The organism is Streptomyces sp. NPDC056835, from assembly GCF_042789485.1.
In the GTDB taxonomy this organism is placed as follows: domain Bacteria; phylum Actinomycetota; class Actinomycetes; order Streptomycetales; family Streptomycetaceae; genus Streptomyces.
Genome location: NZ_JBHUBB010000016.1, coordinates 161,511 through 186,816, shown reverse-complemented (window position 1 = coordinate 186,816; position 25,306 = coordinate 161,511). Strand labels below are relative to the sequence as shown.

Genomic DNA, 25,306 nt, shown 5'->3' with positions numbered 1-25,306 from the left:
CGAGATCCTCACCAAGGTCCGACTCGTCCAGACCAGCGTGAAGAAACTCGTCAATAACAACTCGAAGTAACACGATCAGAATCACAAGACACTAGGAGAAAAGCTCTGGTTTCGTCAACGGGTGCCGCCCGGGCGGACATGTTGTCCAGGACTTCCAGATAGGCGGCGATATCGGGGCGCTGATCCATATAGACGGCGCCGGTAAGATTCTCGGTGTAGACGACATCGGGCAGTTCGGGTATATCGAACCGGAAGAGATGGAACGGTCCGAACGCCCCGAGATGCGGTCCGATCGCGAACGGCATGATCTGCAAAGTGACGTTGGGGATCTCGGTGGCTTCCAGCAGCCGGTCGACCTGTCCCCGCATCACCTCCGGATTGCCGACGGGTCTGCGCAGGACCGCTTCTTCCATCAGAATCCACAGAAAGGGCGCGTCGGCCTTGGTGAGCAGCTGCTGACGCTTGACGCGCAGCGCGACGCGCCGCTCCAGCTCCTCGTCGTTACGGTGCGCGCCCGCCCGCAGCACGCCGCGGGCGTACTCCTCGGTCTGCAACAGGCCCGGCACATAGTGGGGTTCATACGTCCTGATCAGACTGGCCTGGTCCTCCAGGCTGATGTATGCGCTGAACCAGCCGGGCAGCGCGTCCCGGTAGCGATGCCACCAGCCGGGCTTGTTGGCGCTTTTGACCAGCTCGGCGAACTCCTCGGCCTCACTCTCCGTGACTCCGTACGCCTGCAATAGCAACAGGACATAGGGGAGTTTGAGGCTGACCTCGGAATTCTCCATACGGCGAATGGTCAGCGGAGCGACATCCAGGACTTTCGCAGCCTTCTCACGGGACACCCCCGCCTTCTCACGGAGTGCCCCGAGCCGCTTGCCCAGAACGATACGGAGAACGGTGGGCGCGGTTCCCGGACGAGCCTCACTCATGCGGGGTCTCCTGACGTCGACTCATCTCATGAAGTCTGACAGGTGAGTGGGGCTCTATCCAGAGAGATGTGGAGCATTGTGAAATTATCAGAACGATCGGTTGCGGCCTGTGACCGCCAGCGCTCATAGTGAACGCGTGGCTCACATCACGGATCACCGTGCACACAAGCAACCCCTGCCCCTCGCCGGGGAGTTAGAAGCGCGTGCTCGGCACCCCTGGGGTGCCTGGTGTGCCTCGGTCGGCCGACAAGACGAGATAACCGGCCCCGGGCTCCGTGCGCGTACGCACTGTCACGACACCTACGTTCATGACGCGTACGGGCATGACATGTACGGGCATGACGCGTACGAGCACGACAGGCGCGAACACGGCCGGCATCCCGCGTACAGAAGCGCCTTCACGCTTCCCAGCCGACGGGACTCCGTCGCCAGAGCGCGGCATTGGCTCCGTGATGAGCTTCAGGGGTGGAGACTGCACACGGATCTGTGCGATGTCGCCGTTCTCGTCGTCTCGGAACTGTTCACCAACGCCGTGCTCCACACGGCCAGCACGCTGATCAGCTGTGAGGTGCGGCTCCTGGCCGAGCATGTACGGCTCGACGTCCACGACCAGGGCGCGCGGGACGCGGGGCCCAGCCCCCGCAGCCCCGACTCCCGCGCGGAGAACGGGCGTGGACTGCTGCTGGTGGAGAGCCTGGCCGAGGCGTGGGGCGTCGGATCCCGCGAGGGCGGGGTGGGGCGCACGGTTTGGGCGATGCTCCCGCTGAATCACGGGTCCGGCATCTGAACGGCATGGCGGGTCGGGGACTGTAGCCGGTCCCGAGCGGCAGTACAGGGGTCTGCCGATCGGGTCGGCCCAGCCGGGCCGAGCCGGACTCGGCTGGGCGGGACTTGGTCGGGCGGGACTCGGCCGGGCCGGACTCGGCCGGGCCCGCCGCAGGTCACGAGAGGGCGGCGCCGACCACCAGCGCGAAGGCCGCGACGGAGAAGAGCGTGCGGATGAGGTGGAAGGTGTTCCACCGGGACTCGAAGGCCGCGCGCGCCACACCGTCGGGTGAAGAAGTGGCCGAAGCGAGCGCGTTGTTGAGCGGTACGTTGCCGCCGATGGTGACCAGATGATTGAGGACGGCACAGACCAGTCCGGCCACCAGGAGCCAGCGCTGTGTGTCCGAGCGCCCGTCGACGGGTATGGCGAGCGCCGCGGCCGGGAACGCCACCACGGCGAGGAAGGTGAGCAGGAAGACCGGGCGGGGCACGTACTCATTGACCCGGCGCATGGCCGCGACGAACTGCTCGTCGTTCAGCCGGCCCAGGGCGGGCATGATGCCGGTCTGGAAGATCAGGAAGTACCCCGCGAACAGACCCGTGGAGATCGCGGCGAGAGCGAGCAGCAGAGTGGCCATGCGCACATCATGGCGCACGGAAAGGCCGACGGGGCACGGTTCTTGAGGGCTTCTCGATCACATCTGTCCGGCCGCCACCGATCACCCAGACTGCGGGAGTATGGGCCGGTTCTGGAAGCTCTGGCATGGAGTCGCCACTCTCCGTACTGGCACTTGTCACGGTGAGCAATGATGTGCGTACATGGAGTGGCGTACGGCTCCGAGGGGATGGCGGGGGTGGTCAGCCGTGGCAGAGGTTTCGGGTTCTGTGCTCAACAGGTCGACATTGCCGGTGGGCGGAGCGCGGGAGGACGTGGTGGACACGCCCCATCCGCCCGGCCGGCCGATCCAGGGTGTGCGGGAGGTGACGGCGACGCTGACAGCCCTGGTCCGTTCCGCCCGCCGGGAGTTGCTGATCTTCGATGACCCGGGCAGTTGTCTGGGGCAGTGCATCCCGGAGCAGTTCCTTGAATTCGCCGGCGCCTGTGTGCGTGCGGCGGGCGAGCAGAGCTGGCATGACGGCGGCCCGGGAGGCAGAGCGCGGGGACGGTCGAGCGCGGTCGGTGTCCGCCGGATCGTGCCGCGCCATGGGCTCGCCGGGCTTTCGTACCCACTCCCCCGGGACCTGCCCGGCCGGGCCAGACAGACGGACTCCATCCCGTTCAAGATGGTCCTGGTGGACCGCTCGGTCGCCGCGGTCCCTCTCGATCTCCAACTCCACTACCACGGGCTGCTGTTGATCCGCGATCCGGTGGTCGTCCAGGCCCTGGTCCGTACGCACCAGACGTGGTGGGACACGGGCGAGGAGCTGCCGACCGCCGCGCTCCCCTCGCCCGGGGGTCTGCCGGGACATCTGCGGCCCGTCCTGGAGGCACTGCTCGCCGGGCTCACCGACGAGACGGCCGCGACCCGGCTGGGCATGTCCAGCCGTACGTACAGCCGTCGGGTGGGCGATCTGCTCACCGCCCTCGGCACGACGAGCCGCTTCCGGGCGGGTGCGGAAGCGGCTCGAAGGGGGTGGATCTGAGGGCTGTCCCGTAATCCCGGTGGATCAACGGGTAATGCCGACACTGGCCCAGCGCGTCCAGCGCAGGTCACGTGTGGACCCTGCCGGGCGGCAGCGGACAACGTCCTTACGAAACAACGTCTTTACGAAACAACGTCCTTACGCGAGAAGCCCCGGAAGGCGAGCGCGAACAGCACCACGGCGTAGGTCACCGAAATCGCCGCGCCCTTCACCATGCCGCTCCACTCCAGTTGCGGCTGGAGCGCGTCCGCCCAGGCGAACTGCCAGTGCGCCGGCAGGAAGTCCCGCCAGGAACCGAGCGCCGTCACGGCGTCCAGCACATTACCGATGATCGTCAGCCCGACCGCCCCGCCGACCGCGCCCAGGGGTGCGTCGGTCTTGGTGGACAGCCAGAAGGCGAGGCCGGCGGTCACCAGTTGGGAGACGAAGATGAACGCGACGACGAGTGCCAGCCGGGGCACCGCGTCGGCGGTGGCCAGGGAGCCGCCCGTGGGCAGTTCGAGTGGCCCCCAGCCATAGGCCGCGGTGCCTGCCGCCAGAGCGACCAGCGGCAGCAGCAGCATCGCCGCCGCGCTCATACCGAGCGCCACCGCCAGCTTGCTCCAGAGCAGCCGGGCCCGTGGCACGGGCGCGGCGAGGAGATACCGCAGCGAGGACCAGCTCGCCTCGGAGGCGACCGTGTCCCCGTGGAACAGCGCGACGGGCACCACCAGCAGAAAGCCCGCGGAGACAAAGAGGCAGGTGGCCGCGAAGTTGGCGCCGGAGGCGGTCGCGGTGTCCATCAGGGTCACCCGGTCGCCCGGATCGTCGGCACCCGGGGTGCCGCCGATCGCGAAAGCCACGATCAGGATGAAGGGCAGCACGGCGAGCATGATGCCCATCGCCAGCGTCCGTCTGCGCTTCAGCTGCCGCAGCGCCTCGACCCGCAGCGGCAGGGTGCGCCGGGCCCGGTAGCCGGGGGCCGATTCCATCAGCGCGCTCATGCGGAGCCTCCTGAGATCAGGTTGAGGAACGCGTCCTCCAGGCGGCGGTGCGGTCCGACACCCGTCAGCGGGACATCCAGCCGGATCAACTCTGTGACCAGCGCGTTGGTGCTCGCCCCGTCGAGCCGTACGAGCAGACCGAGTCCGTCGTCCGTACGGACCGCCGAGCCGATGCCCGCCAGCGCGGCGATCTTCTCGACCACGGGCTCAGGCACCTCCTCGGCGGTGGCGACGAGCAGGGTGTCGCCCGCACCGGTGATCTCCGTGACCGGGCCGGCCTGGACGAGCTGCCCGCGGTGCATGACGACCAGATGCGTACAGGACTGCTCGACCTCGGAGAGGAGGTGACTGGAGACGATCACGGTCCTGCCCCCGGCCGCGTACTTGATCATCACGTCCCGCATCTCACGGATCTGGGGCGGGTCGAGACCATTGGTCGGTTCGTCGAGGATCAGCAGATCCGGCATGCCGAGCATGGCCTGGGCGATCGCGAGCCGCTGTCGCATGCCCTGCGAGTACGTGCGTACGGCCCGCGCGAGCGCGTCGCCGAGCCCGGCGATCTCCAGGGCCTCCTCGATCTGGGAATCCTCGGCGGGCCGGCCGGTGGCCTGCCAGTACAGCTCCAGGTTGGCCCGGCCCGACAGATGCGGCAGGAAGCCCGCGCCCTCGACGAACGAGCCGACCCGGGAGAGCACCGGAGCGCCCGGCCTGATGGCATGCCCGAAGACACGGATCTCGCCCGCGTCGGGGCTGATCAGCCCCATCAGCATGCGCAGGGTGGTGGTCTTGCCGGCGCCGTTCGGGCCGAGAAGGCCGAGGACCTGGCCCTTCTCGACCTGGAAGGAGAGATCACGGACCGCGTAGCGGTCGGCGGCCCCGGCGTACCGCTTCGTCAGCCCGGTGATCCGCAGCGGCACCTCCGCGAGCGCGGGATCGGGCGCCGGCGCGCTGGTGCGGCGCCGGGCGGTGAGCAGCAGTGCGGCCGCGATCAGTACACCTGCGGCCGGCAGTCCCCAGGTCCACGCGGGCAGTGCGGTGGATCCGGTGGTGAGCGCGGGCACGGTCGGTACGGTCAGCGGGCCGTCGACGGAGACCCGGTAGGTGGCCGGGGCCGCCGGGGAGGCATAGCCGAGGTCGGTGGCGGAGAGGACGACGCGGAGCCGGTGCCCCGGCACGACCTGATGGTCCACGGCGGGCAGGGTGAGCTCCACCGTCCTGCCCTCGCGCGCGTCCTCGACCCGTATGGGCGAGACGAGCTGCGAGGGCAGCACCTGCTGGCGGCCGTCGGGCCCGACGTCGTACACCTTGGCGAACAGCACCGCGTCACCGCTGTCGGAGGTGACGGTGGCCCGGACGGTCGGCGAGCCGGTGATCCGCAGCGACCGGTCGAGCGGTGCGGAGTCGAAGCGCGCGTGCTGTCCAGGGAAGTCGAGGGAGAGCCCGACGCCGAACGAGGACAGCTGGGAGAGTCCGCCGCCGACGCCCGGTACGGCGGAGATGGCAGGCGGGCTTCCGCCCGCCGGGTTGGCGAAGGTCTGCGTGCCGCCGCTGAGCGGGATCTCGGTGGTGCCGCTCTCCAGGCCGGGGTAGCGGTCGCTGCTCGCGCCCCGCAACAGGGCCTGGCCGTCGGTGGAGTCGACACCTCCGGTCCGGCTGACGCGGAACGCGGGGCCGGTGTCCGCGCCCTTGTCGTCCTTGAGATAACGGTCGAACCAGGAAGAGATCCGGCTCTCCAACCGGCCGCTCTCCCGGTCACCGCCGTCGTGTCCGCCCGCCATCCAGTCGACGTCGACGGGTGCGCCATTGGCGCTGATCGCCTTCGCCATGGCGTCGGCCTGGCCGAGCGGGAAGAGGGAGTCGGTCTGGCCCTGGACGATCAGCGCGGGCACGTCGATACGGTCACCGACGGCGGACGGGCTGCGCTCTTCCAGGAGATTACGGGCGGCCTCGTCCGGCGTGCCGGAGACGGCGACCCGCTGGTACATGTCGCAGAGTTCCTTCTGGAACGTCTCGCAGCCACCGCCGGTGGAGAAGAAGATTCCGGCCCAGAGCTTCTTGAAAACACCATTGGGGAAGAGCGCGTCGGCGAGGTTCCAGTAGGTGATCAGCGGGGCGATCGCATCGACCCGCTTGTCGTATCCGGCGGCGAGCAGCGAGATGCCACCACCGTACGAGGCGCCGGTCACCCCCACCCGGGGATCGCCCTTGGCGTCGAGCCGCACCTCGGGCCTGGCGGCGAGCCAGTCGATCATCCGGGAGACGTCCTTGACCTCATGATCGGGGTCATTGAGCCCAATTTCACCGGTGGACTTCCCGAAACCACGGGCCGACCAGGTCAGCACCGCGTATCCGTCCCGGGCGAGCTTCTCGGCCTGGGCTCGTACGTCGTCCTTGCTGCCGCCGAAGCCGTGCCCGACCAGCACGGCCGGCCGCCGCCCGCTGCCCGCGGTGAAGTACGAGGTGTCGATCTTGGCGCCGTCCATCGACAGCACCTGGTCCGTGCGGTGCACGGCGGGCGCACCGTCCGAGGCGACGGCGGTCCAGGTCCCGGCTCCGACGAGCACGGCGGCGACGCCAAGGCCGGCGAGCCATCGCGCGCGCGGCCGAAACCGGCGGGGGGTTCGTAGCTCCATGCTTGAACCCTAAACGGGCTCCGGCCCCGGCCGTACTGACACCGGGCGGAACTCGAAAGTATCCCCGGGTAGTACGGATGCCGTCTCCGTACACCAGACGCGGTATGCGGAACCTTACCGAGGAGGCGGAAAAGGGATGGAGATCCGCCGGGCGGCGACGGCCGGAGCCGTCCGAGGAGTTCGTCTCCCGCCGGCCTTTCAGGTCAGAGTGATCTCCGGGTTGTACATGTCCAGCCAGATCGCCAGGTCCAGCGTGCGTTCCAGGCCGCGGCGCGATGCCTGGCCGATCTGTGGGGTGTCGCGCTCCGCCGCTTGCCGGACCCGGTCGGCGTCCACCAGGTCGAAGACCCGGTGGGACGGGTGCGAGAGCAGGTCCTTGGCGAGTTCCTGGAGGGCTACGGCGTACTTGGGGTCCTGGGTGGACGGATAGGGGCTCTTCACCCGGTCGTACACCGATTTCGGCAGCAGGTCGGCCGTCGCCTCCCGCAGCAGGCTCTTCTCCCTGCCGTCGAAGGACTTCAGGGACCACGGGGTGTTGTAGACGTACTCGACGAGCCGGTGGTCGCAGAACGGCACCCGGACCTCCAGACCGACGGCCATGCTCGCGCGGTCCTTGCGGTCCAGCAGGATCCGTACGAAACGGGTCAGGTGGAGATAGCAGATCTTGCGCATCCGGTACTCGAAGTCGCTCTCGCCGCTGAGGCGTTCGATGCCGGCGACGGCCGTGGCGTAGCTCTCGCGGAGGAAGTCCGGCAGGTTCACGGCCGCCCTCACATCGCCGCGCAGTACGTCGGCGTCGTCGCCGAAGTGGTCGGCGACGCGCACCAGCCACGGGAACATCTCGGCCTGCCTGGCCTCCTCGTCGAAGAACTGGAGGTAGCCGCCGAAGACCTCGTCGGCCGATTCGCCGGAGAGCGCGACGGTCGAGTGCTGCCGGATGGCCCGGAAGAGGAGGTAGAGGGAGGAGTCCATGTCGCCGAAGCCCATGGGGAGGTCGCGGGCCCGGATCATCCGGCTGCGCACCTCGGGGTCGGCCAGAGCATGGGAGTCGAGCACGATGTCCTGGTGCTCGGTGCCCGACGCGCGCGCGACGTCGTGTACGAACGGGGTGTCCGGGGTCGCGCGCAGCTCGTCGGCGACGAAGTTCTCGGTTTGGCCGAGGAAATCGACGGAGAAGCTGCGGACTCGCTCGCCGGTTTCGGCCAGTTGACGCGCGGCCAGCGCCGTCATCGCGGAGGAGTCGAGGCCGCCGGAGAGGAGCGTGCAACGCGGTACGTCCGCGACGAGCTGGCGCCGCACGATGTCGTCGAGGAGCGTGCGTACCCGCGCCACCGAAGTGTCACGGTCGTCGGTGTGCGGCCGGGTCTCCAGCGACCAGTAGACCCGCCGGCGCAGTCCGGCCCGGTCCAGGGTCAGTACGGTGCCGGGCTCGACCTCGCGCATTCCGTCCCACACCGCGTGGCCGGGCGTTTTCACGAAGGCGAAGAGTTCACGCACTCCGTCCAGCCGGACGCGGGCGCGGGCGAGCGGGTTGGCGAGGATCGCCTTGGGCTCGGAGCCGAACAGCACACCGTCGGGGGTCGGATAGTAGTAGAAGGGCTTGATGCCCATCCGGTCGCGGATCATCACGAGCCTGTCGGTGCGGCCGTCCCAGATCGCGAAGGCGTACATGCCGTTGAGACGTTCCGCCATCTCCTCGCCCCACTCCTGATAGCCGTGCAGGACGACCTCGGTGTCGGAGTCGGTGATGAACCGGTGGCCCCGGTCCGTCAGTTCGCGCCGCAGTTCGGTGAAGTTGTAGGTCTCGCCCGAGTAGACGAGTGCCAGGGTGCCCTGCGGGGTGTCGAGCGTCATGGGCTGACGTCCGCCCGGCAGGTCGATGATCGCCAGTCGGCGGTGGCCGAGGGCCGCGGGGCCGCTGATCCAGGTGCCGCGGTCGTCGGGGCCCCGGCAGGACATGGTTTCCGTCATCGCATCCAATGTTTCGGACGCGGAACGCAGATCACGGTCGAAGGAGACCCAGCCGGTGATGCCACACATGTGTGTCCTCCTGCTTCCGATCCCAGGCCGGAGCGCAGGTCGGAGACCGTGGACAAGTCCGGGGTTCACGGCAGGACGGGGCACCGGGCCAGATCAGTTGTATCCAGCACCTATGTAACGAGCGTGAGTCATACGACTGCGCTCGGTCAACGCGTCGCCCGGTGTCCGGTTACGCGAACCGGGCACTTTCAGCCGTACGCCGCGAAAGGTAATGAATTGCTCTGGACCGGGATCCTGGGCGTGCCAGGGCCGTGGCGGCGCCGTCGGCGCGGGAGAGAGCCCCGATCAAGCCACGGGCAAAGAGTTCATCAACCGGCCGCCGGCAAGGCGAGCCGGTATACGGCCGTGGCCCGTACGACGCGGGACGTCATACGGGCCACGGCCGCGATCAGGGCCGGGAGTGGCGTGTCAGTGGTTGCGCGGGAACCCGAGGTCCACGCCCGCCGGAGCCTCTGACGGGTCCGGCCAGCGGGTGGTGACCACCTTGCCGCGCGTGTAGAAGTGCACGCCGTCGTTGCCGTAGATGTGATGGTCGCCGAAGAGAGAGTCCTTCCAGCCACCGAAGGAGTGATAGCCGACGGGCACCGGGATCGGTACGTTCACCCCGACCATGCCGGCCTCGATCTCCAGCTGGAAGCGGCGGGCGGCGCCGCCGTCGCGGGTGAAGATGGCCGTGCCATTGCCGAAGGGGGAGGCGTTGATCAGGCCGACGCCCTCCTCGTACGTCTCCGTACGCAGCACGACCAGCACCGGGCCGAAGATCTCGTCACGGTACGCGTCGGAGTCCGTGGAGACCTTGTCGAGCAGCGAGAGCCCGATCCAGTGGCCTTCCTCGAAGCCCTCGACCGTGTGCCCCGTACCGTCCAGGACGACTTCGGCGCCCTGGGCCGCGGCGCCCGTGACATAGCCGGCGACCTTGTCGCGGTGGGCCTTGGTGATGAGCGGGCCCATCTCGGAGGCCGGGTCGTTGCCGGGGCCGATCTTGATCTTCTCGGCGCGCTCCCGGATCTTGGCGACCAGTTCGTCACCGATCGCGCCCACCGCCACGACCGCGGAGATCGCCATGCAGCGCTCACCGGCGGAACCGTAGGCGGCCGAGACCGCCGCGTCCGCTGCGGCGTCGAGGTCGGCGTCCGGCAGTACCAGCATGTGGTTCTTGGCGCCGCCGAGCGCCTGGACGCGCTTGCCGTTGGCGGAGGCCGTCGTGTGGATGTGGCGGGCGATCGGGGTGGAGCCGACGAACGAGACCGCCGCCACATCCGGGTGGGCGAGCAGGGCATCCACCGCGACCTTGTCGCCGTGCACGACATTCAGCACTCCGTCGGGCAGACCGGCCTCGGCGGCCAGCTCCGCCAGCAGGTTCGCCGCCGAGGGGTCCTTCTCGCTGGGCTTGAGCACGAAGGTGTTCCCGCAGGCGACCGCCAGCGGGAACATCCACATCGGCACCATCGCCGGGAAGTTGAACGGTGTGATGCCGGCGACCACGCCCAGCGGCTGGCGGATCGAGGAGACGTCGACGCGGCTGGAGACCTGTGTGGACAGCTCCCCCTTGAGCTGGGTGGTGATCCCACAGGCCAGTTCGACGATCTCCAGGCCCCGGGCGACCTCGCCGAGCGCGTCCGAGTGCACCTTGCCGTGCTCGGCGGTGATCAGGGCGGCGATGTCGTCACGGCGGGCGTCCAGCAGCGCGCGGTAGCGGAAGAGGATGCCCGTGCGCTGGGCGAGGGAGGAGGTCCCCCAGGTGGCGTACGCGGCCTTCGCGGCGGCGACCGCGCTGTCCACCTCCTCGGCGGAGGCGAGCGCGACCTGTGTGGTGACGGCGCCGGTCGCCGGGTCGGTCACCGGGCCCCAGTTGCCCGACGCGCCCTCGACGGTCTTGCCACCGATCCAGTGGTTGACGGTCTTCATTCCGTTGTGCTCCTTCACAGCTGGCGGCGGCGGGCGGCTACGTGCCGGTCGTACTGCTCACGGGCCTTGACCGCGGACGGGCGCGTCGCGGTCTCGGCCACGGGGACATCCCACCATGCCTGGGCCGGAGGGACGCCCGACACAGTGTCTGCCGTTTCGGTCTCCACATAGACACATGTGGGAGCGTCGGCGGCGCGCGCCTCGGCCAGGGCTTCACGCAGGTCGCGAACAGTCTTGGCGCGGATCACCCGCAGGCCGAGGGAGGCCGCGTTGGCAGCGAGATCGACGGGCAGCGGGGCGCCGGTGTACGTCCCGTCGTCGGCCCGGAATCGGTAGGCCGTGCCGAACCGTTCCGCGCCGACCGTCTCGGACAGGCCGCCGATGGAGGCGTAGCCGTGGTTCTGGAGGATCACCACCTTGAAGGGCAGCCGCTCCTGGACGGCTGTGACGATTTCGGTGGGATTCATCAGATACGTACCGTCGCCGACGAGCGCCCAGACCGGCCGGCCCGGCGCCGCGAGCTGCACGCCGATGGCCGCCGGGATCTCGTAGCCCATGCAGGAGTAGCCGTACTCCACGTGGTACTGGTCGCGGGAGCGGGCCCGCCACAGCTTGTGGAGATCGCCGGGGAGCGATCCGGCCGCGTTGATGACGATGTCCTCGTCGGTGACCAGAGCGTCGAGCGCGCCGAGGACCTGCGCCTGGGTGGGGCGTACGAGATCCTCGTCGGCGGTGAACGCGGCGGCGACGCGGTACTCCCAGCGCTCCTTGTCCTCGGTGTATTCGGTGGCGTAGGCAGGCGCGACACGGTGGCCCACGAGCCCGGCGGCGAGCAGTTGCAGGGCCGTACGGGCGTCCGCCACCAGCGGGTCGGCCGCGAGCTTGTGGGCGTCGAAGCCGGTGACATTGATATTGAGGAAGCGGACGGCGGGGTTCGAGAAGAGCGTGCTGGACGCGGTGGAGAAATCCGACCAGCGGGTGCCGACGCCGATCACGAGATCGGCGGTCCTGGCCAGTTCATTGGCGGTGGCCGTGCCGGTGTGGCCGATGCCGCCGACCTCGCAGGGATGGTCGTACGGCAACGAGCCCTTGCCGGCCTGGGTGGCGGCGACCGGAATACCGGTCTCTGTGGCGAACGCGGCGAGCACGTCCTCCGCCGCGCTGTGGTGCACTCCGCCGCCCGCGACGAGCAGGGGACGGCGGGCTTCCCGTACCAGCCGTACCGCCTCGGCGAGTTCGTCGGGATCGGGCGCCTGACGGCGGACTCGCCAGACGCGTTCGGAGAAGAACTCCTCCGGCCAGTCGTACGCCTCCGTCTGCACGTCCTGGGGCAGGGCGAGGGTGACGGCCCCGGTTTGGGCGGGGTCGCTGAGCACGCGCATCGCGGCGAGCGCGGCCGGGATCAGTGCCTCGGGACGGGTGACACGGTCGAAGTACGTGGAGACGGGCCGCAGGGCGTCATTGACGGAGATGTCGCCCGCGCTGGGCAGTTCGAGCTGTTGCAGGACGGGGTCGGCGGGGCGGGTGGCGAAGGTGTCACCGGGGAGCAACAACACGGGGAGGCGGTTGATGGTGGCGAGAGCCGCACCGGTGACGAGGTTGGTGGCGCCGGGACCGATGGAGGTGGTCACGGCATGGGCGGACAGGCGGTTGCTCTGGCGGGCATAGCCGACGGCGGCGTGGACCATGGCCTGCTCATTGCGTCCCTGCAAGTACCTCATTTCCGAGGCGGACTCGACAAGGGCTTGGCCGATACCCGCCACGTTGCCATGGCCGAAGATGCCCCAAGTGGCGTTGATCAAACGTTGCTTGTGGCCGTCCCGCTCGGTGTACTGCCGGGACAGGAAGCTGATCAGCGCCTGGGCGACGGTGAGACGACGCGTACTCATCGGGAATCCTCCTCGGCTGCGGGGGCTGCGGGGGCCGCGGGCGCGGGCGCTGATGCCGCCGGCGGCCCTGACTCCGCGGCCGCGCGTGCAGGCTCGGCCGACGCCGCCTCGTACAACGGCAACCGGGGGTCGACGGCCAGCCCCGGCCACGTATCCCTGATCCAGCCGTGGTCAGGGTGGTCGCTGATCAGCCACTCCCGCGACTCCCCCGGCCCCGCCATCACATTCAGGTAGTACATGTCCCGGCCCGGCGAGGCGATGGACGGGCCGTGCCAGCCGTCCGGGATCAGGACGGTGTCGCCCGTACGGACCTCGGCGAGGACATCCGTCCCGCCGGGCCGGGACGGCGATACCCGGTGATAGCCGAGGCCGTCGCCGTCGATCTCGAAGTAGTAGATCTCCTCCAGCTCGGACTCGACGCCCGGCCGGTGCTCGTCGTGTTTGTGCGGCGGGTACGACGACCAGTTGCCGCCCGGGGTGAGCACCTCGACCGCGATGAGCCGGTCGCAGGCGAAGACCCCCGCCGCACCGAAGTTGTTGACCTGCCGCGAGCAGCCGCCCGCGCCGCGCAGCTCGACCGGAACCTCCGGCGCGGGGCCGTAGCGAGCGGGGAGTCGTCGCTCGCACTTCGCTCCTGCCAGGGCGAAGCGGCCTCCCGCACCGGAGGCGATCTGTGCGTGGGCATCACGCGGCACGTACGCGAAGTCCGTGACTCCGCTGAACACGCTTTCCCTGCCCCGCAGTTCAAAGGTTTTGCCCTGCGTGCTCACCGTGCAACCGCCGGTGAGCGGAAGAACGATCCACTCACTGTCCCCGGCGGCCAGCACGTGTGTACCGCCGGGCGGGAGCTCCAGGACGCGCAGACCGCTGTATGACCAGCCGGCCCGCCGCGGATCGATGTCGAGGGCGTACGGTCCCGACGCGGCGCTGCCTGCGGGTACGTACCGGCCGTACGGTTCGTGGTTGGTCGTCATGAAGTCTCCGTACCCCCTAGAGCAGGCCCACGGCCGTATCGACGGCGCGGGCCACGTCCCCGTCGACCGGATAGAGCAGCGAACGGCCGACGACCAGCCCACGGACGGTGGGCAGTTGCAGAGCCTTGCGCCATTTCTCGTACGCGCCCTCCTGATCGCCCCCGATCTCACCGCCCAGCAGGACGGCCGGGAGTGTCGAGGTCTCCATCACCCGGGCCATATCGTCGGGGTTCTGGGTAACGGGAACCTTCAGCCAGGTGTACGCCGAGGTACCGCCCAGTCCGGAGGCGATGGCTATCGAGCGCGTCACCGCGTCCGCGCCCAGATCGGTGTGGAGCCGGCCGTCCGCGCGGTAGCAGATGAACGGCTCGACGAAGACCGGCAGCCGGCGTTCGGCCATGGCGTCGACGGCGCGGGCGGTGGAGTGGAGGGTGTCGAGGGAGCGCGGGTCCTCGTAGTCGATACGGAGGAGGAGTTTGCCCGCGTCGAAGCGGAGCCTGGCAAGGTCCTCGGGGCGGTGTCCGGTGAAGCGGTCGTCGAGTTCGAACGCGGCGCCGGCGAGCCCGCCGCGGTTCATGGAGCCGACGACGACGCGGTCCTCCAGGGCTCCGAGGAGCAGCAGGTCGTCGAGGATGTCCGCGGTGGCCAGGACGCCGTCGACACCGGGCCGGGACAGCGCCAGACAAAGCCGCTCCAGCAGATCGGCGCGGTTGGCCATGGCGAGGCGCCGGTCCCCGACGGCCAGGGCGCCGCGCCCCGGATGGTCCGCCGCGATGATCATCAGCCGTCCGCCGGCGCGCAGCAGGGGGCGGCGGGTACGGCGGGCGGCGGCCTCGGCGACGGCCTCGGGGTGGTACGTACGAAGCCGGACCAGCTCGGACACATCGACGCCGCTCACGAGAGGGACCCGGGGGATCGCACCGAAGACCGCGCGGTGGACGGCGTTATGGCGGACGCCGCGGGATCCCCCGCCGGAACCCGACCGTCCGCGAGCGTCCGGGCGACCTCTTCGTCGTACGGCATCGCGGAGGAGCAGGCGAGGCGGCCCGCGACGATGGCCCCGGCGGCGTTCGCGTACCGCATGACGCGCTCCAGATCCCAGCCGGCGAGCAGTCCGTGGCAGAGGGCGCCGCCGAACGCGTCCCCCGCGCCGAGTCCGTTGACGACATCGACGGGGACGGGCGGCACCTCGGCCCGCGTGCCGTCCCGATGGACGGCGAGCACGCCCTTGGGGCCCTGCTTGACGACGGCCAGCTCGACTCCGGCGGCGAGCAGCGCCCGTGCGGCGGCATGGGGTTCACGCTCGCCCACGGCCACTTCGCACTCGTCGAGATTCCCCACGGCGACAGTGGCATGGCGCAGGGCCCGCGCGTACACCGCGCCCGGCTCCGCACCGTCCGGGTCCGCGCTGTCCGGGTCCGCACCGTTCGGCTCCGCGCCGTCCGGCCAGAACATCGGCCGCCAGTCGAGATCGAAGACGGTGATCCCCGATTTTCCGCGTGCTTCCAGCGCGGCGAGAGTCGCCGTACGGCTGGGCTCCGCGCACAGGCCGGTGCCGGTCATCCAGAAGATACGGGCCGAACGGATGGCGTCCAGGTCCAGTTCGCCCGGGTGGATCTCCAGATCGGGGGCCTTGGGCAGCCGGTAGAAGTAGAGCGGGAAGTCGTCCGGGGGGAACACCTCACAGAAGGTGACCGGGGTCGGATACGCGTCCACCGCCGTCACCCAGCGGTCATCGACCTCGAACTCCCTGAGCGCCTGATGCAGGTAGTCCCCGAACGGGTCCCGGCCGGTACGGGTGATGACGGCGGCGCGCCGGCCGAGCCGGGCCGCCGCGACGGCGACATTCGTCGCGGAGCCGCCGAGGAACTTTCCGAAGGTGTCGACCTCGGCCAGCGGGACCCCGGTCCGCAGCGGATAGAGGTCCACCCCGATCCGGCCCATGGTGATGACGTCGTACGGCTCAGGCATGCGTGTCCCTTCGGTTCGGCGGTCACTCCGACGTCATTCCCACGTCCACGTCACTCCCAGGTCTAATGCCCGCTCCGGAGCCCTGTCAACGTTTTGTCCTTACATTCGGACCTGGGGGTTGACACTCTTTCCGCACGGCCGGAAAGCTGACCGGTATGACCTCTTCCGTACCCACGTCCAACCACATCCGGGTCGGGTCGGCCCCCGATTCCTGGGGCGTGTGGTTCCCCGACGATCCCCAGCAGGTTCCCTGGCAGCGCTTCCTCGACGAGGTCGCCGAGGCGGGCTACGAGTGGATCGAACTCGGCCCGTACGGCTATCTCCCCTCCGATCCCGTCCGGCTGGGCGAGGAGACCACCCGGCGCGGGCTGAAGGTCTCCGCCGGAACCGTCTTCACCGGGCTGCATCACGGCCCCGCCGTCTGGGAGAAGACCTGGGCACATGTCGCGGACATCGCCGCGCTCACCCGGGCGATGGGGGCGGACCACCTGGTCGTCATCCCTTCGTTCTGGCGCGACGACAAGACCGGCGAGGTACTGGAGGACCGCACCCTGACGGCGGAGCAGTGGCGTGATCTGACGGCGCAGACCGAGCGGCTCGGCCGTGAGGTGCGGGACCGGTACGGGCTGCGCATCGTCGTCCACCCGCACGCCGACACCCATATCGACAGCGAGGAGAACGTCAGCCGATTCCTCGACGCGACCGATCCCGATCTGGTCTCGCTCTGTCTGGACACCGGGCACTACGCCTACTGCGGCGGCGACAGCGTCAAACTGATCGAGACCTATGGGGAGCGGATCGGCTACCTCCATCTCAAGCAGGTGGACCCCGAGATCCTCGCCGGGGTCGTCGCGGAGGAGGTGCCGTTCGGGCCGGCGGTCGGGCGCGGGGTGATGTGTGAGCCGCCGGGCGGGATTCCCGCGCTGGAGCCGGTGCTCGCCGCGGCACAACGGCTTGATGTGGACCTCTTCGCCATCGTCGAACAGGACATGTATCCATGCCCTCCCGACAAGCCGTTCCCGATCGCCGCACGCACTCGCCGTTTCCTGCGGAGCTGCGGCGCCTGACCTGACGCGTCCGCGCCACACTCAGACGCCGCGCGTGACCGTCCTGACGCCCGGACTGGATCCGAGAGGGCCCGTCCGGGCGTTTCCGCATCTCCATCCAACAGCCCCACCGACCTCATTGATCCGATCTCTCCCCGCTTTGACTTCTTGACAGGGACACGATCGCACCAGGATCGTCCTAGTAAGGGATATTCCTGAGCCGCAGACAGGGGCCGCCGTGCAATCACCCGTTCCTCCACCTTCATCGCGTCCCGGATTCCTCGGAGGTATCACGCGGGCGGGGCACATCTCACGGCGTACGTTCATGACGGCGGCGAGTGCGGCGGCGGGAGCTGCGGCCTTCGCGGTCTCCTCGCGCACCGCCTGGGCACAGACGTCCGGCGGTGGCGGCGACAGCGGCAGCGCCGGCCATACCGACGACACGGACGCGCACCGCCGCATCCTTCTCGACGCGGCCATGAAGTGGCGGCGGCTACCCTCCGGTTGGCAGTCCGCGCCCTTCTTCGGAAATGGCTTCCTCGCCGCCCATCTCTACAGCAAGGCGGGCGAGGGAAACACCCTCAGGATCATGCTCAACCACTCCCTTGTGCAGGACCAGCGCGGGCAGTGGGAGGCGGCCATCGGCTACTCCCGGCTGCCGGTCGGCTATCTCACCCTGACCTTCGCGGGCACGGTCACGGATGTCGACTGGTCCCTGGATCCGGCGACAGCCGAGTTGAACGGCACGGTCACCACGACCGCCGGCGGCGTCCGGATGCGCGTACTGATCCTGCGTCAGAGCGATGTGCTGCTGGTGTCCCTGGAGCCGACGGCGGGTGAGCGTAAGGCCGCTTGGGGGTTCACCGCGCTGCCGTCGGCCACCACCAGGACCAGCCGCGTACCACCGGATTACACCGCCAACCCCGATCCGGCGGCGGGGCCCGGTTTCGTGGAACAGCCACTGCACGCGGGTGGTGGCTACACCACGGCCTGGCGCGAGATCCACGAGGGAAGCGGACGGCTGCTCGCGGCCACCATCGCCTATGGCTTCCCTGATTCGACCGGGCGCGAACGTGCGCTGTCGACCGTGGACCGGGCGCTCACCACCGCGCCGGACACGCTCGTACGCGAACACCGCACATGGTGGGGCGACTTCTACCGGCGCAGTCTGGTCTCGGTCCCGGACAAACATCTCCAGCGCTTCTACTGGATCCAGCTCTACAAGATGGCGTCGTCCACCGGGAAGGACTCCCCCGTACTGCCCGTCTTCGGGCCGTGGTTCCCGGAGACCGGCAACAACTGGACCAATATCTGGTGGAACCTCAACACCCAGGTCGCGTATCCGCTGATCAACGGCTCCAACCAGCTGGAACTGGACGCGATCACCCCCACCTTCCGTACGTACCACCGCAATCTGGAGCTCAATATCCACCCGGCCCACCGGGACGGGTCGAGCTATGCGCTGTGCCACCCGGGCGACCGGGAGCTGCGTCCGGGCCCGCGCTATGTGGGAGTGCCCGGCGTCAGCCCCAACGATCACACCGGCAATCTCACCTGGGCCATGCACAATGTATGGCTGTCCTACCGGCACTCCATGGACCGGCGGATTCTTCGGGACGTGCTGTATCCGGTGCTCAGCCGGGCCATCGCCTATTACGCGCGCTTCCTGACCGAAGGGTCCGACGGTCTGCTGCATCTGCCGGAGACCCGGTCACCGGAGTACGCCAACGCGTCCGACTGCACCTACGACCTGTCATTGATCCGCTGGGGCTGCCGGACACTGCTGGAGGCGGCGCGGGTACTGCGGATCGACGACGCGCCGACCGCGCGTCTGCGCGACATCCTGGCCCGGCTGGTGCCGTACCACCGGGGCGAGCAGGGTGTGCTGATCGGCGCGGAGGTGCCCCTCGCGGAGTCGCACCGGCACTACTCGCATCTGCTGTGGCTCTACCCCCTCCAGGAGTCGCTGGACCGTACGAGCTTCGAGCACTGGGCGAGCATGAGGGAGCGCTGGCACGGCTACAGCTTCGCGGCCGCCGCCTCGATGGAGACCCTCTTCGGCAACGCGGACCGGGCGCTGTCGTATCTGAAGTTCTTCACCGACGGGAACACCGTCGACGGCACGCAGTTGACGCCGAACACCATGTACCGGGAGGGCTCCAACTTCGCCATGGAGAGCCCGCTCGCCGCCGCCCAGTCACTGCTGGACATGCTGGTCCAGAGCCATGGCGGTACGGTCCGCGTGTTCCCCGCCGTCCCCTCGGGCTGGGCGGACGCGTCGGTCCAACGCCTGCGTACCCAGGGCGCGTTTCTCGTGGACGCGTCACGTTCGGCCGGCCGCACCGACTGGGTGACGGTACGGAGCGAGGCGGGTGCCCCGCTGGCGCTGGAGCACGGCATCGAGGGCGCGATCGACGTACGTGACGAGCACGGCCGGAAGCTGCCGTACCGGGGCACCGGAACCATCACCGTCGATCTGCCGAAGGGCCGTACCGCCGTGGTCACCCGAAGGGGCTCGAACCCGGTGCTACGAGCGCGCGACGTACGGGCGGACGGCACGTACCCGCGATGGGGGCTGCCCGAGCCGGACTGATGTGACGCGCCTGACGTCAGGCACCTGACATGAGTTATCCGCACCTCATGAGATGTACGCGTCATATGTGCCGCATGTGCCACAAAGATCCCTCTACCGTCACACATATCTCGATTACACGGTCCTTCCGTCACAGACAAGTGACAAATCCGCTCTCCTCATCACTCTGCGTCGCTCAGAGGGCACAGGCTGGTTGATCACCAGCGTCGTGCCGCAGCTCCCCCGACGGCCCACCGGCCTCCCTGCGGCGGACGCGGGGAGGTGCCACTGATGACGGACAAAAGGCTCTGGTCCTACAAGGAGATCGCGGCGCACATCAGGGTGCAGCCGGACACCGTCCGCTCGTACCGCAAGCACGGACTGCTTCCGCCGCCCGACCATGTGGAGAACGGAAAGCCCTACTGGTACGCGGACACCGTCCGCGCCTGGGTGGCCCAGCGTCCCGGCAACAGAAGCAACAGAGGCTGAGCGAGGCACCGGCTGTCCGCCCGCCGCGGGCCCGCACCGATCCGGTACGGGCCCACGGCCCCCGTTCCGCCCTCCGCACGCCCCCGTCCGCACGCCCTCGTTCCGCACGGCTGCCGCTGCGCACGGCCTCCGTTCCACCTCGGTCAGACGCCCGCCGTATCCCGGTCCCGGGCACGGAGCCCCGTCCGAGCGGGATCTCCCGCATCCCCTTCGGCGATCGGCTTCGACTCGCCCTCGCTCAGCCCGAACCGGTCATGGAAGCGGCGCAACGGCCCGGGAGCCCACCACGTCGCTCTGCCCGTCAGCTTCATCACCGCGGGCACCAGCAGGCTGCGGACCACCATCGCGTCCATCAGCACGGCGAGCGCGATACCGAGCCCCAGCATCTTGGTATTGGTCACCCGGGAGGTGCCTATGCCCACCATGACCACCGCGAGGATCACGGCCGCCGCGGTGATCAGTCCACCGGTGCGCCGGAGGCCGAAGGTCACCGCCTGTTCGTGGTCACCGCCGCGGTCGTACTCCTCCTTGATCCGGGAGAGCAGGAAAACGCCGTAGTCCATGGAAAGTCCGAAGGCGACACAGAACATCAGAACAGGGAGGTTCGTCTCGATATCGCCAGTGGCGGTGAAGCCGAGCAGCCCGGAGAGGTTGCCGTCCTGGAAGACCCAGACCACCGCCCCGAACATCGCCGTGAGACTCAGCGCGTTGAGCACGACCGCCTGGACCGGAATCAGCACGCTGCCGGTGAGCAGGAAGACCAGCAGCAGGGTCACCACCACGATGATGGCCACCGCCCAGGGCAGCCGGTCGGCGATCGCGTCCTTGGAGTCGACCAGGACGGCGGCCGTGCCGGTCACCGACGTGTCGAACGCGGCTGGTTCCGCGCGGATATCGCGGACGAGCTGCTGGGCCTGCTGCCCCACCGCCTCTCCCTCGGCCCGCACCGTGAAGTACCCGTGTTCGCCCGAGGTGACCGGACCGTCGACCCCGAGCGCCCCTGGCAGAGCCGCTATCCGGCTGCGGTAGTCGGAGTATTCGGCGGGCGTGGCGGCGCCCTCCACGAACACCTCCAGGCTTCCGCTGGGACTGCCGGGAAAGCCGTCCCGTATCTCCTCCTGGACCACCCGGGAGTCGGCGCTCGCCGGCAGCTGTCGGTAGTCGGCGGTACCGAACGTGGCTCCCAGGAAGGGCAGTCCGAGCACTATCAGCCCGGCCGCCGTCGCGAGGGCGAAGACCGGCGCCCTGCGCATCACCAGCGCTGCCGTACGCCCCCAGCCGGCCCCCGGCTCGGCGGGCGCGCCCGCGGCTCCCGATCCGTCCCGCGCCCCGGACTTCCGCCGCCGGCGCAGCAGCACCCGCAGATCCAGCGCGTTGACCCGATGGCCCAGCAGCATCAGCGCGGCCGGCAGCAGTATCAGCGCGGCGGCCGCCGCCAGCAGCACCACCGCGATCCCGGCATAGCCGAAGGAGCGCAGGAAGTACTGAGGGAAGACCATCATGGCGGCCAGCGACACCGCCACGGTGAGCGCGGAGAACAGCACCGTCCGCCCGGCGGTGCGCAGCGTGATTCCCACGGCGTCCCGTACCTCGGCGCCCTCGGCCAGCTCCTCGCGGAACCGGCGCACGATGAACAGGGCGTAGTCCACGGCCAGTCCGAGCCCCAGGGCCGTGGTGAGGTTCTGCGCGAAGACCGAGACGTCGGTGAGCTCGGTGATCCCGCGCAGTACCGCGTTCGTCCCCAGGATGGCGACGATGCCGAGCCCCAGCGGCAGGAGTGCGGCGACCGCGCTGCCGAAGACCATCACCAGCAGGACCAGCGTCACCGGCAGGGCGATCAGCTCGGCCCGCAGCAGGTCCTCCTGGATGATGTCCTGCATCTCGTGCTGCACGGCGACGGGTCCGCCGATCGAGACCTCCAACGGCCCGTGCGAGCCGCGGAATTCGGGCGTGATCCGGTCCAGGGCCGCGGCGGCCGTCTTCTCGTCGCCCTCGATCCTCGCCGCGATCAGCGCTTCCCGGCCGTCCTCGGCGCGCAGCGCGGCCGATCCGGTCGCCCAGTAGGACCCGACCCCGCTGATGCCCCGCTCGGCCGCGAGCCGGTCGGTGAGGCGCTTGGCCTCCGCGGCCACCGCGGGGTCGTCCACACTCCGGCTCCCGCTGTCGACGAGCAGCAGCAGATTGGGCTGGGAGGCCGGGAACTCCCGCTCCAGCGCCTGGGTCGCGTAGGTCGACTCGGCGTCCGGATCCGCCCAGCCGCCACTTCCCATCCGGTCGGCGACGCCGCTTCCGGCGAAGACGGCCAGGGCCGTGATCACCAGCGCGACCAGCAGAGAAAGCCTCGGGCGCGCGGTGACGAACCGGGTCCATCCCCCAAGACTCGGTCCAGTATTGACTTCGGACATGGTGCGGTGTCCCCTTCACCGTGACCCGTGGCATGGGTCAGTCATTGCCATAGAATAGACAAACACGAGTCATCGCTCGCATTGATCAATAATGCGAGCCACCACTCGCGTTTGTCAACCGATCCAGGAAAGCCGGGGAGTCACATGCCGGAGGCCATGAACGGCAGCGAGAACGGGACGGAAAAGCCGCGCCGCCGCCAGGCCCGCGGCCAGCGCCGCATCGCCCAGCTCCTCGAAGCGGCGGCCAACGTCTTCTGCACCACCGGCTACACCGCGGCGAGCACCAACTCCATCGCCCGCGAGGCCGGCGTCTCCCCGGGCACGCTCTACCAGTTCTTCCCGAACAAGGAAGCCATCGCCGTCGAGCTGGGCGACCACCTGCTGACGCGCTGGCGCACCACCTACGGCCAGGCGTTCACCCCGGCCCATCTCGAACTGCCGCTGGACCAGCTGCTGGACGCCGTCCTCGACCCGTTGATCCAGTTCAACTTCGAGAACCCCGCCTTCGGCGTCCTCATGCACGGACCCGACATCCCCGGCCAGGTCACCCGGGAGCACGACGCCCTGCACTCCTCGATGCTCACCCGGGTCGAGGAAGTCCTCGCCGGCTACCTCCCCGCGACACCTGAGCCCGACATCACCCGCGTCGCGCATACGGTCTTCGCCGTGTTCAAAGCGGGCCTGGATCTGGTTCTCGCCGCGCAGCCCGCTGAGCGGGACGCGTACATCGCCGAGCTGAAGACGGTCCTCTTCCGCTACCTGGAACCACTCGTCACGAATCCCTGAGCCCGCACCGGCCATCGGACCGGGTTCTACTCCATACCCCCTAGGGGTAAAGTCGTAGATGCTGGGGTGCCCCGTGGCCCACGCGCACCTTGGCGCATCACCCGCCCCTACGTCAGCCCCGAAGAGGAGAAACACCATGACCGCCGAGACGAAGAGCCAGGTCACCACCGTCTATCAGGTCACCGGTATGACCTGCGGACACTGCGAGGGGGCCGTCTCCAGCGAGATCTCCGGGATCGCGGGCGTCACGTCCGTGGAGGCCACAGCCGCCACGGGACGGGTGACCGTCATCTCCCAGGCCCCACTGGACGAGGAGGCCGTGCGCGCCGCCGTCGACGAGGCCGGTTACGAACTGGCCTGACGAGCCGCTCGCACGATCAGAGGCAGGAACCCGTCCACCCCTCCGTTTATGTGGTTAGCACCTCCTATGCGCCTGCGGTCCTTCACATGCACCACAGGACCTTCACAAAGAGATCTAGATCACATAGATTGAGGGGTAACCATTAGGTCGACTCGCGAGTCTAAGAGGACGATGCCAGAGAACGTCTTGGGGGACGTTCGATGGGATCGTGTGGGACGTCTTGGGGGACGTCTCATGCACGCGATTGGCCGGGGCACGTGCACCGGGGAGCTTTGAGCGGCCCTCCCGTACGTACCCCGGTCCGACCGCCAGTAGCCGTTGATGGTTACGGCAGACGCCCGGCCCGGATCCCGTGGGGGGAATCCGCTCCGGGGATATGGAAAGCGCCCCGTTCGCCGACCCGTGGGGGGATCGGCGGCGGGGCGCTTTTCGCTGCGTACACCAGGCGTATTACCGGCGCGCACGGTACGAGCCGACGCGCCGGGCCACGGGGGCCGAGCGCGGGAAGCGTGGGTCAGCGGGACTCGACCGGGACGAAGTCGCGCAGGACCTCGCCGGTGTAGATCTGGCGCGGACGGCCGATACGGGAGCCCGGCTCCTTGATCATCTCGTGCCACTGGGCGATCCACCCGGGCAGCCGGCCGAGCGCGAAGAGAACGGTGAACATCTCGGTCGGGAAGCCCATGGCCCGGTAGATCAGACCGGTGTAGAAGTCCACGTTCGGGTAGAGCTTCCGCTCGACGAAGTAGTCGTCGGCGAGCGCGTGCTCTTCGAGCTTGAGCGCGATGTCGAGCAGCTCGTCGGACTTTCCGAGAGCCGAGAGGACGTCGTGCGCCGCCGCCTTGATGATCTTCGCCCGGGGGTCGAAGTTCTTGTAGACGCGGTGCCCGAAGCCCATGAGCTTCACGCCGTCTTCCTTGTTCTTCACCTTGCGGATGAAGGAGTCCACATCGCCGCCGGAGGCCTGGATGCCCTCAAGCATCTCCAGCACCGACTGGTTGGCACCACCGTGCAGCGGGCCCCACAGGGCGCTGATGCCGGCGGAGATCGAGGCGAACATGTTCGCCTGCGAGGAGCCGACCAGACGCACGGTGGAGGTCGAACAGTTCTGCTCGTGGTCCGCGTGCAGGATCAGCAGCTTGTCGAGGGCGGAGACCACGACCGGGTCCGGCACGTACTCCTGCGCGGGGACCGAGAAGGTCATCCGCAGGAAGTTCTCGACGTACCCGAGATCGTTGCGCGGGTAGACGAAGGGGTGGCCGATCGACTTCTTGTACGCGTACGCCGCGATGGTGGGCAGCTTGGCGAGCAGCCGGATCGTGGAGAGATGACGCTGCTTCTCGTCGAACGGGTTATGGCTGTCCTGGTAGAACGTGGACAGCGCACTGACCACGGAGGACAGCATCGCCATCGGGTGGGCGTCGCGCGGGAAACCGTCGTAGAACCGCTTGACGTCCTCGTGCAGCAGCGTGTGCTGGGTGATCTCGTTCTTGAACGAGGCCAGCTGGTCGACCGTCGGCAGCTCGCCGTTGATCAGCAGATACGCCACCTCGACGAAGCTGGAGCGCTCCGCCAGCTGCTCGATCGGATAGCCGCGGTAGCGCAGGATGCCCTGTTCGCCGTCGAGATAGGTGATCGCGGACTTGTAGGCGGCGGTATTGCCGTATCCACTGTCCAGTGTCACCAGACCGGTCTGAGAACGGAGCTTCCCGATGTCGAAGCCCGTATCGCCGACGGTGCTGTTGATCACCGGGTAGGTGTACTCGCCGTCGCCGTACCGCAGTACTACCGCGTTGTCGCGTTTCTCGCTCACGTCATCCCTCACCGACGTAGTGCCTCTTCTTCGAGGTGCCCTGACTGTCTCTACCATCCCCCATTTGGCTCAGGAGAGTGCACTCGGGGTCGGCC

At 68.9% G+C, this 25,306-nt stretch carries 19 protein-coding genes; 7 read left to right on the top strand and 12 right to left on the bottom strand.

The window, feature by feature from the left end:
- Positions 1-50 precede the first annotated feature (50 nt).
- Complete coding sequence (locus ACFRMN_RS20435) at positions 51-932, bottom strand: helix-turn-helix domain-containing protein (protein ID WP_383021420.1); 882 nt, start codon at positions 930-932, stop codon at positions 51-53.
- Between the two features lie 328 nt (positions 933-1,260).
- Here ACFRMN_RS20435 and ACFRMN_RS20430 point away from each other — a divergent pair, with 328 nt between their 5' ends.
- Positions 1,261-1,719, top strand: a complete 459-nt coding sequence (locus ACFRMN_RS20430; RefSeq protein ID WP_383021418.1) for an ATP-binding protein — start codon at positions 1,261-1,263, stop codon at positions 1,717-1,719.
- A gap of 154 nt (positions 1,720-1,873) precedes the next feature.
- Here the strand turns inward: ACFRMN_RS20430 and ACFRMN_RS20425 are convergent, their stop codons facing one another.
- Positions 1,874-2,335 (bottom strand): anthrone oxygenase family protein, encoded by a 462-nt coding sequence (locus ACFRMN_RS20425; protein WP_365748511.1) that lies wholly within the window; start codon positions 2,333-2,335, stop codon positions 1,874-1,876.
- Between the two features lie 295 nt (positions 2,336-2,630).
- Here ACFRMN_RS20425 and ACFRMN_RS20420 point away from each other — a divergent pair, with 295 nt between their 5' ends.
- The gene (locus tag ACFRMN_RS20420; protein ID WP_383021416.1) at positions 2,631-3,341 is read left to right on the top strand and encodes a DNA-binding response regulator; all 711 of its coding nucleotides are present in this window, start codon (positions 2,631-2,633) and stop codon (positions 3,339-3,341) included.
- Positions 3,342-3,463: 122 nt separating this feature from the next.
- On the opposite strand, the gene ACFRMN_RS20415 is transcribed toward ACFRMN_RS20420, so the two are convergent.
- The 8 genes from ACFRMN_RS20415 to iolC all read right to left on the bottom strand — a co-directional run bounded on the left by ACFRMN_RS20415 (position 3,464) and on the right by iolC (position 15,739).
- A complete protein-coding gene (locus tag ACFRMN_RS20415; RefSeq protein ID WP_383021414.1) occupies positions 3,464-4,324 on the bottom strand; it encodes an ABC transporter permease in 861 nt (286 codons plus the stop codon).
- Positions 4,321-6,888: an alpha/beta fold hydrolase gene (locus ACFRMN_RS20410; protein WP_383021440.1), complete on the bottom strand. Its 2,568-nt coding sequence runs from the start codon at positions 6,886-6,888 to the stop codon at positions 4,321-4,323. Before ACFRMN_RS20410 ends, ACFRMN_RS20415 begins: the two co-directional genes overlap by 4 nt.
- Positions 6,889-7,155: 267 nt before the next feature.
- On the bottom strand, positions 7,156-8,997 hold the full coding sequence (gene asnB, locus ACFRMN_RS20405; protein WP_383021411.1) for an asparagine synthase (glutamine-hydrolyzing): 1,842 nt from the start codon (positions 8,995-8,997) through the stop codon (positions 7,156-7,158).
- Between the two features lie 408 nt (positions 8,998-9,405).
- Positions 9,406-10,905: a CoA-acylating methylmalonate-semialdehyde dehydrogenase gene (gene mmsA / locus ACFRMN_RS20400; protein ID WP_383021408.1), complete on the bottom strand. Its 1,500-nt coding sequence runs from the start codon at positions 10,903-10,905 to the stop codon at positions 9,406-9,408.
- A 14-nt stretch (positions 10,906-10,919) separates the two neighbouring features.
- Entirely contained in the window at positions 10,920-12,794 is a 1,875-nt protein-coding gene (iolD, locus tag ACFRMN_RS20395; RefSeq protein WP_383021405.1) for a 3D-(3,5/4)-trihydroxycyclohexane-1,2-dione acylhydrolase (decyclizing), read from the bottom strand.
- The gene (iolB, locus tag ACFRMN_RS20390; RefSeq protein WP_383021403.1) at positions 12,791-13,768 is read right to left on the bottom strand and encodes a 5-deoxy-glucuronate isomerase; all 978 of its coding nucleotides are present in this window, start codon (positions 13,766-13,768) and stop codon (positions 12,791-12,793) included. The genes iolD and iolB overlap by 4 nt, the downstream gene beginning before the upstream one ends.
- Positions 13,769-13,784: 16 nt before the next feature.
- Positions 13,785-14,666 (bottom strand): deoxyribose-phosphate aldolase, encoded by an 882-nt coding sequence (locus ACFRMN_RS20385; RefSeq protein ID WP_383021401.1) that lies wholly within the window; start codon positions 14,664-14,666, stop codon positions 13,785-13,787.
- Positions 14,663-15,739 carry a 5-dehydro-2-deoxygluconokinase gene (gene iolC / locus ACFRMN_RS20380; RefSeq protein WP_383021398.1) on the bottom strand — a complete coding sequence of 359 codons (1,077 nt, stop codon included), beginning with the start codon at positions 15,737-15,739 and terminating at the stop codon, positions 14,663-14,665. The genes ACFRMN_RS20385 and iolC overlap by 4 nt, the downstream gene beginning before the upstream one ends.
- A 155-nt stretch (positions 15,740-15,894) precedes the next feature.
- Between iolC and ACFRMN_RS20375 the strand changes: the two genes are divergently transcribed.
- From ACFRMN_RS20375 to ACFRMN_RS20365, 3 genes are all read left to right on the top strand, one after another.
- A complete protein-coding gene (locus tag ACFRMN_RS20375; protein WP_383021396.1) occupies positions 15,895-16,806 on the top strand; it encodes a sugar phosphate isomerase/epimerase family protein in 912 nt (303 codons plus the stop codon).
- Between the two features lie 304 nt (positions 16,807-17,110).
- Positions 17,111-19,378 (top strand): glycoside hydrolase family 95-like protein, encoded by a 2,268-nt coding sequence (locus ACFRMN_RS20370; RefSeq protein ID WP_383021394.1) that lies wholly within the window; start codon positions 17,111-17,113, stop codon positions 19,376-19,378.
- Positions 19,379-19,648: 270 nt separating this feature from the next.
- Entirely contained in the window at positions 19,649-19,846 is a 198-nt protein-coding gene (locus ACFRMN_RS20365; RefSeq protein WP_030352509.1) for an AlpA family transcriptional regulator, read from the top strand.
- 143 nt (positions 19,847-19,989) lie between these two features.
- On the opposite strand, the gene ACFRMN_RS20360 is transcribed toward ACFRMN_RS20365, so the two are convergent.
- Positions 19,990-22,251 carry an MMPL family transporter gene (locus ACFRMN_RS20360; protein WP_383021391.1) on the bottom strand — a complete coding sequence of 754 codons (2,262 nt, stop codon included), beginning with the start codon at positions 22,249-22,251 and terminating at the stop codon, positions 19,990-19,992.
- Positions 22,252-22,395: 144 nt separating this feature from the next.
- Here ACFRMN_RS20360 and ACFRMN_RS20355 point away from each other — a divergent pair, with 144 nt between their 5' ends.
- Together ACFRMN_RS20355 and ACFRMN_RS20350 are read left to right on the top strand one after the other, a co-directional pair.
- Positions 22,396-23,037, top strand: a complete 642-nt coding sequence (locus ACFRMN_RS20355; RefSeq protein ID WP_383021389.1) for a TetR/AcrR family transcriptional regulator — start codon at positions 22,396-22,398, stop codon at positions 23,035-23,037.
- 136 nt (positions 23,038-23,173) lie between these two features.
- Entirely contained in the window at positions 23,174-23,398 is a 225-nt protein-coding gene (locus ACFRMN_RS20350) for a heavy-metal-associated domain-containing protein (RefSeq protein WP_383021386.1), read from the top strand.
- A gap of 514 nt (positions 23,399-23,912) precedes the next feature.
- On the opposite strand, the gene ACFRMN_RS20345 is transcribed toward ACFRMN_RS20350, so the two are convergent.
- On the bottom strand, positions 23,913-25,211 hold the full coding sequence (locus ACFRMN_RS20345; protein WP_365748483.1) for a citrate synthase: 1,299 nt from the start codon (positions 25,209-25,211) through the stop codon (positions 23,913-23,915).
- Between the last annotated feature and the right edge of the window lie 95 nt (positions 25,212-25,306).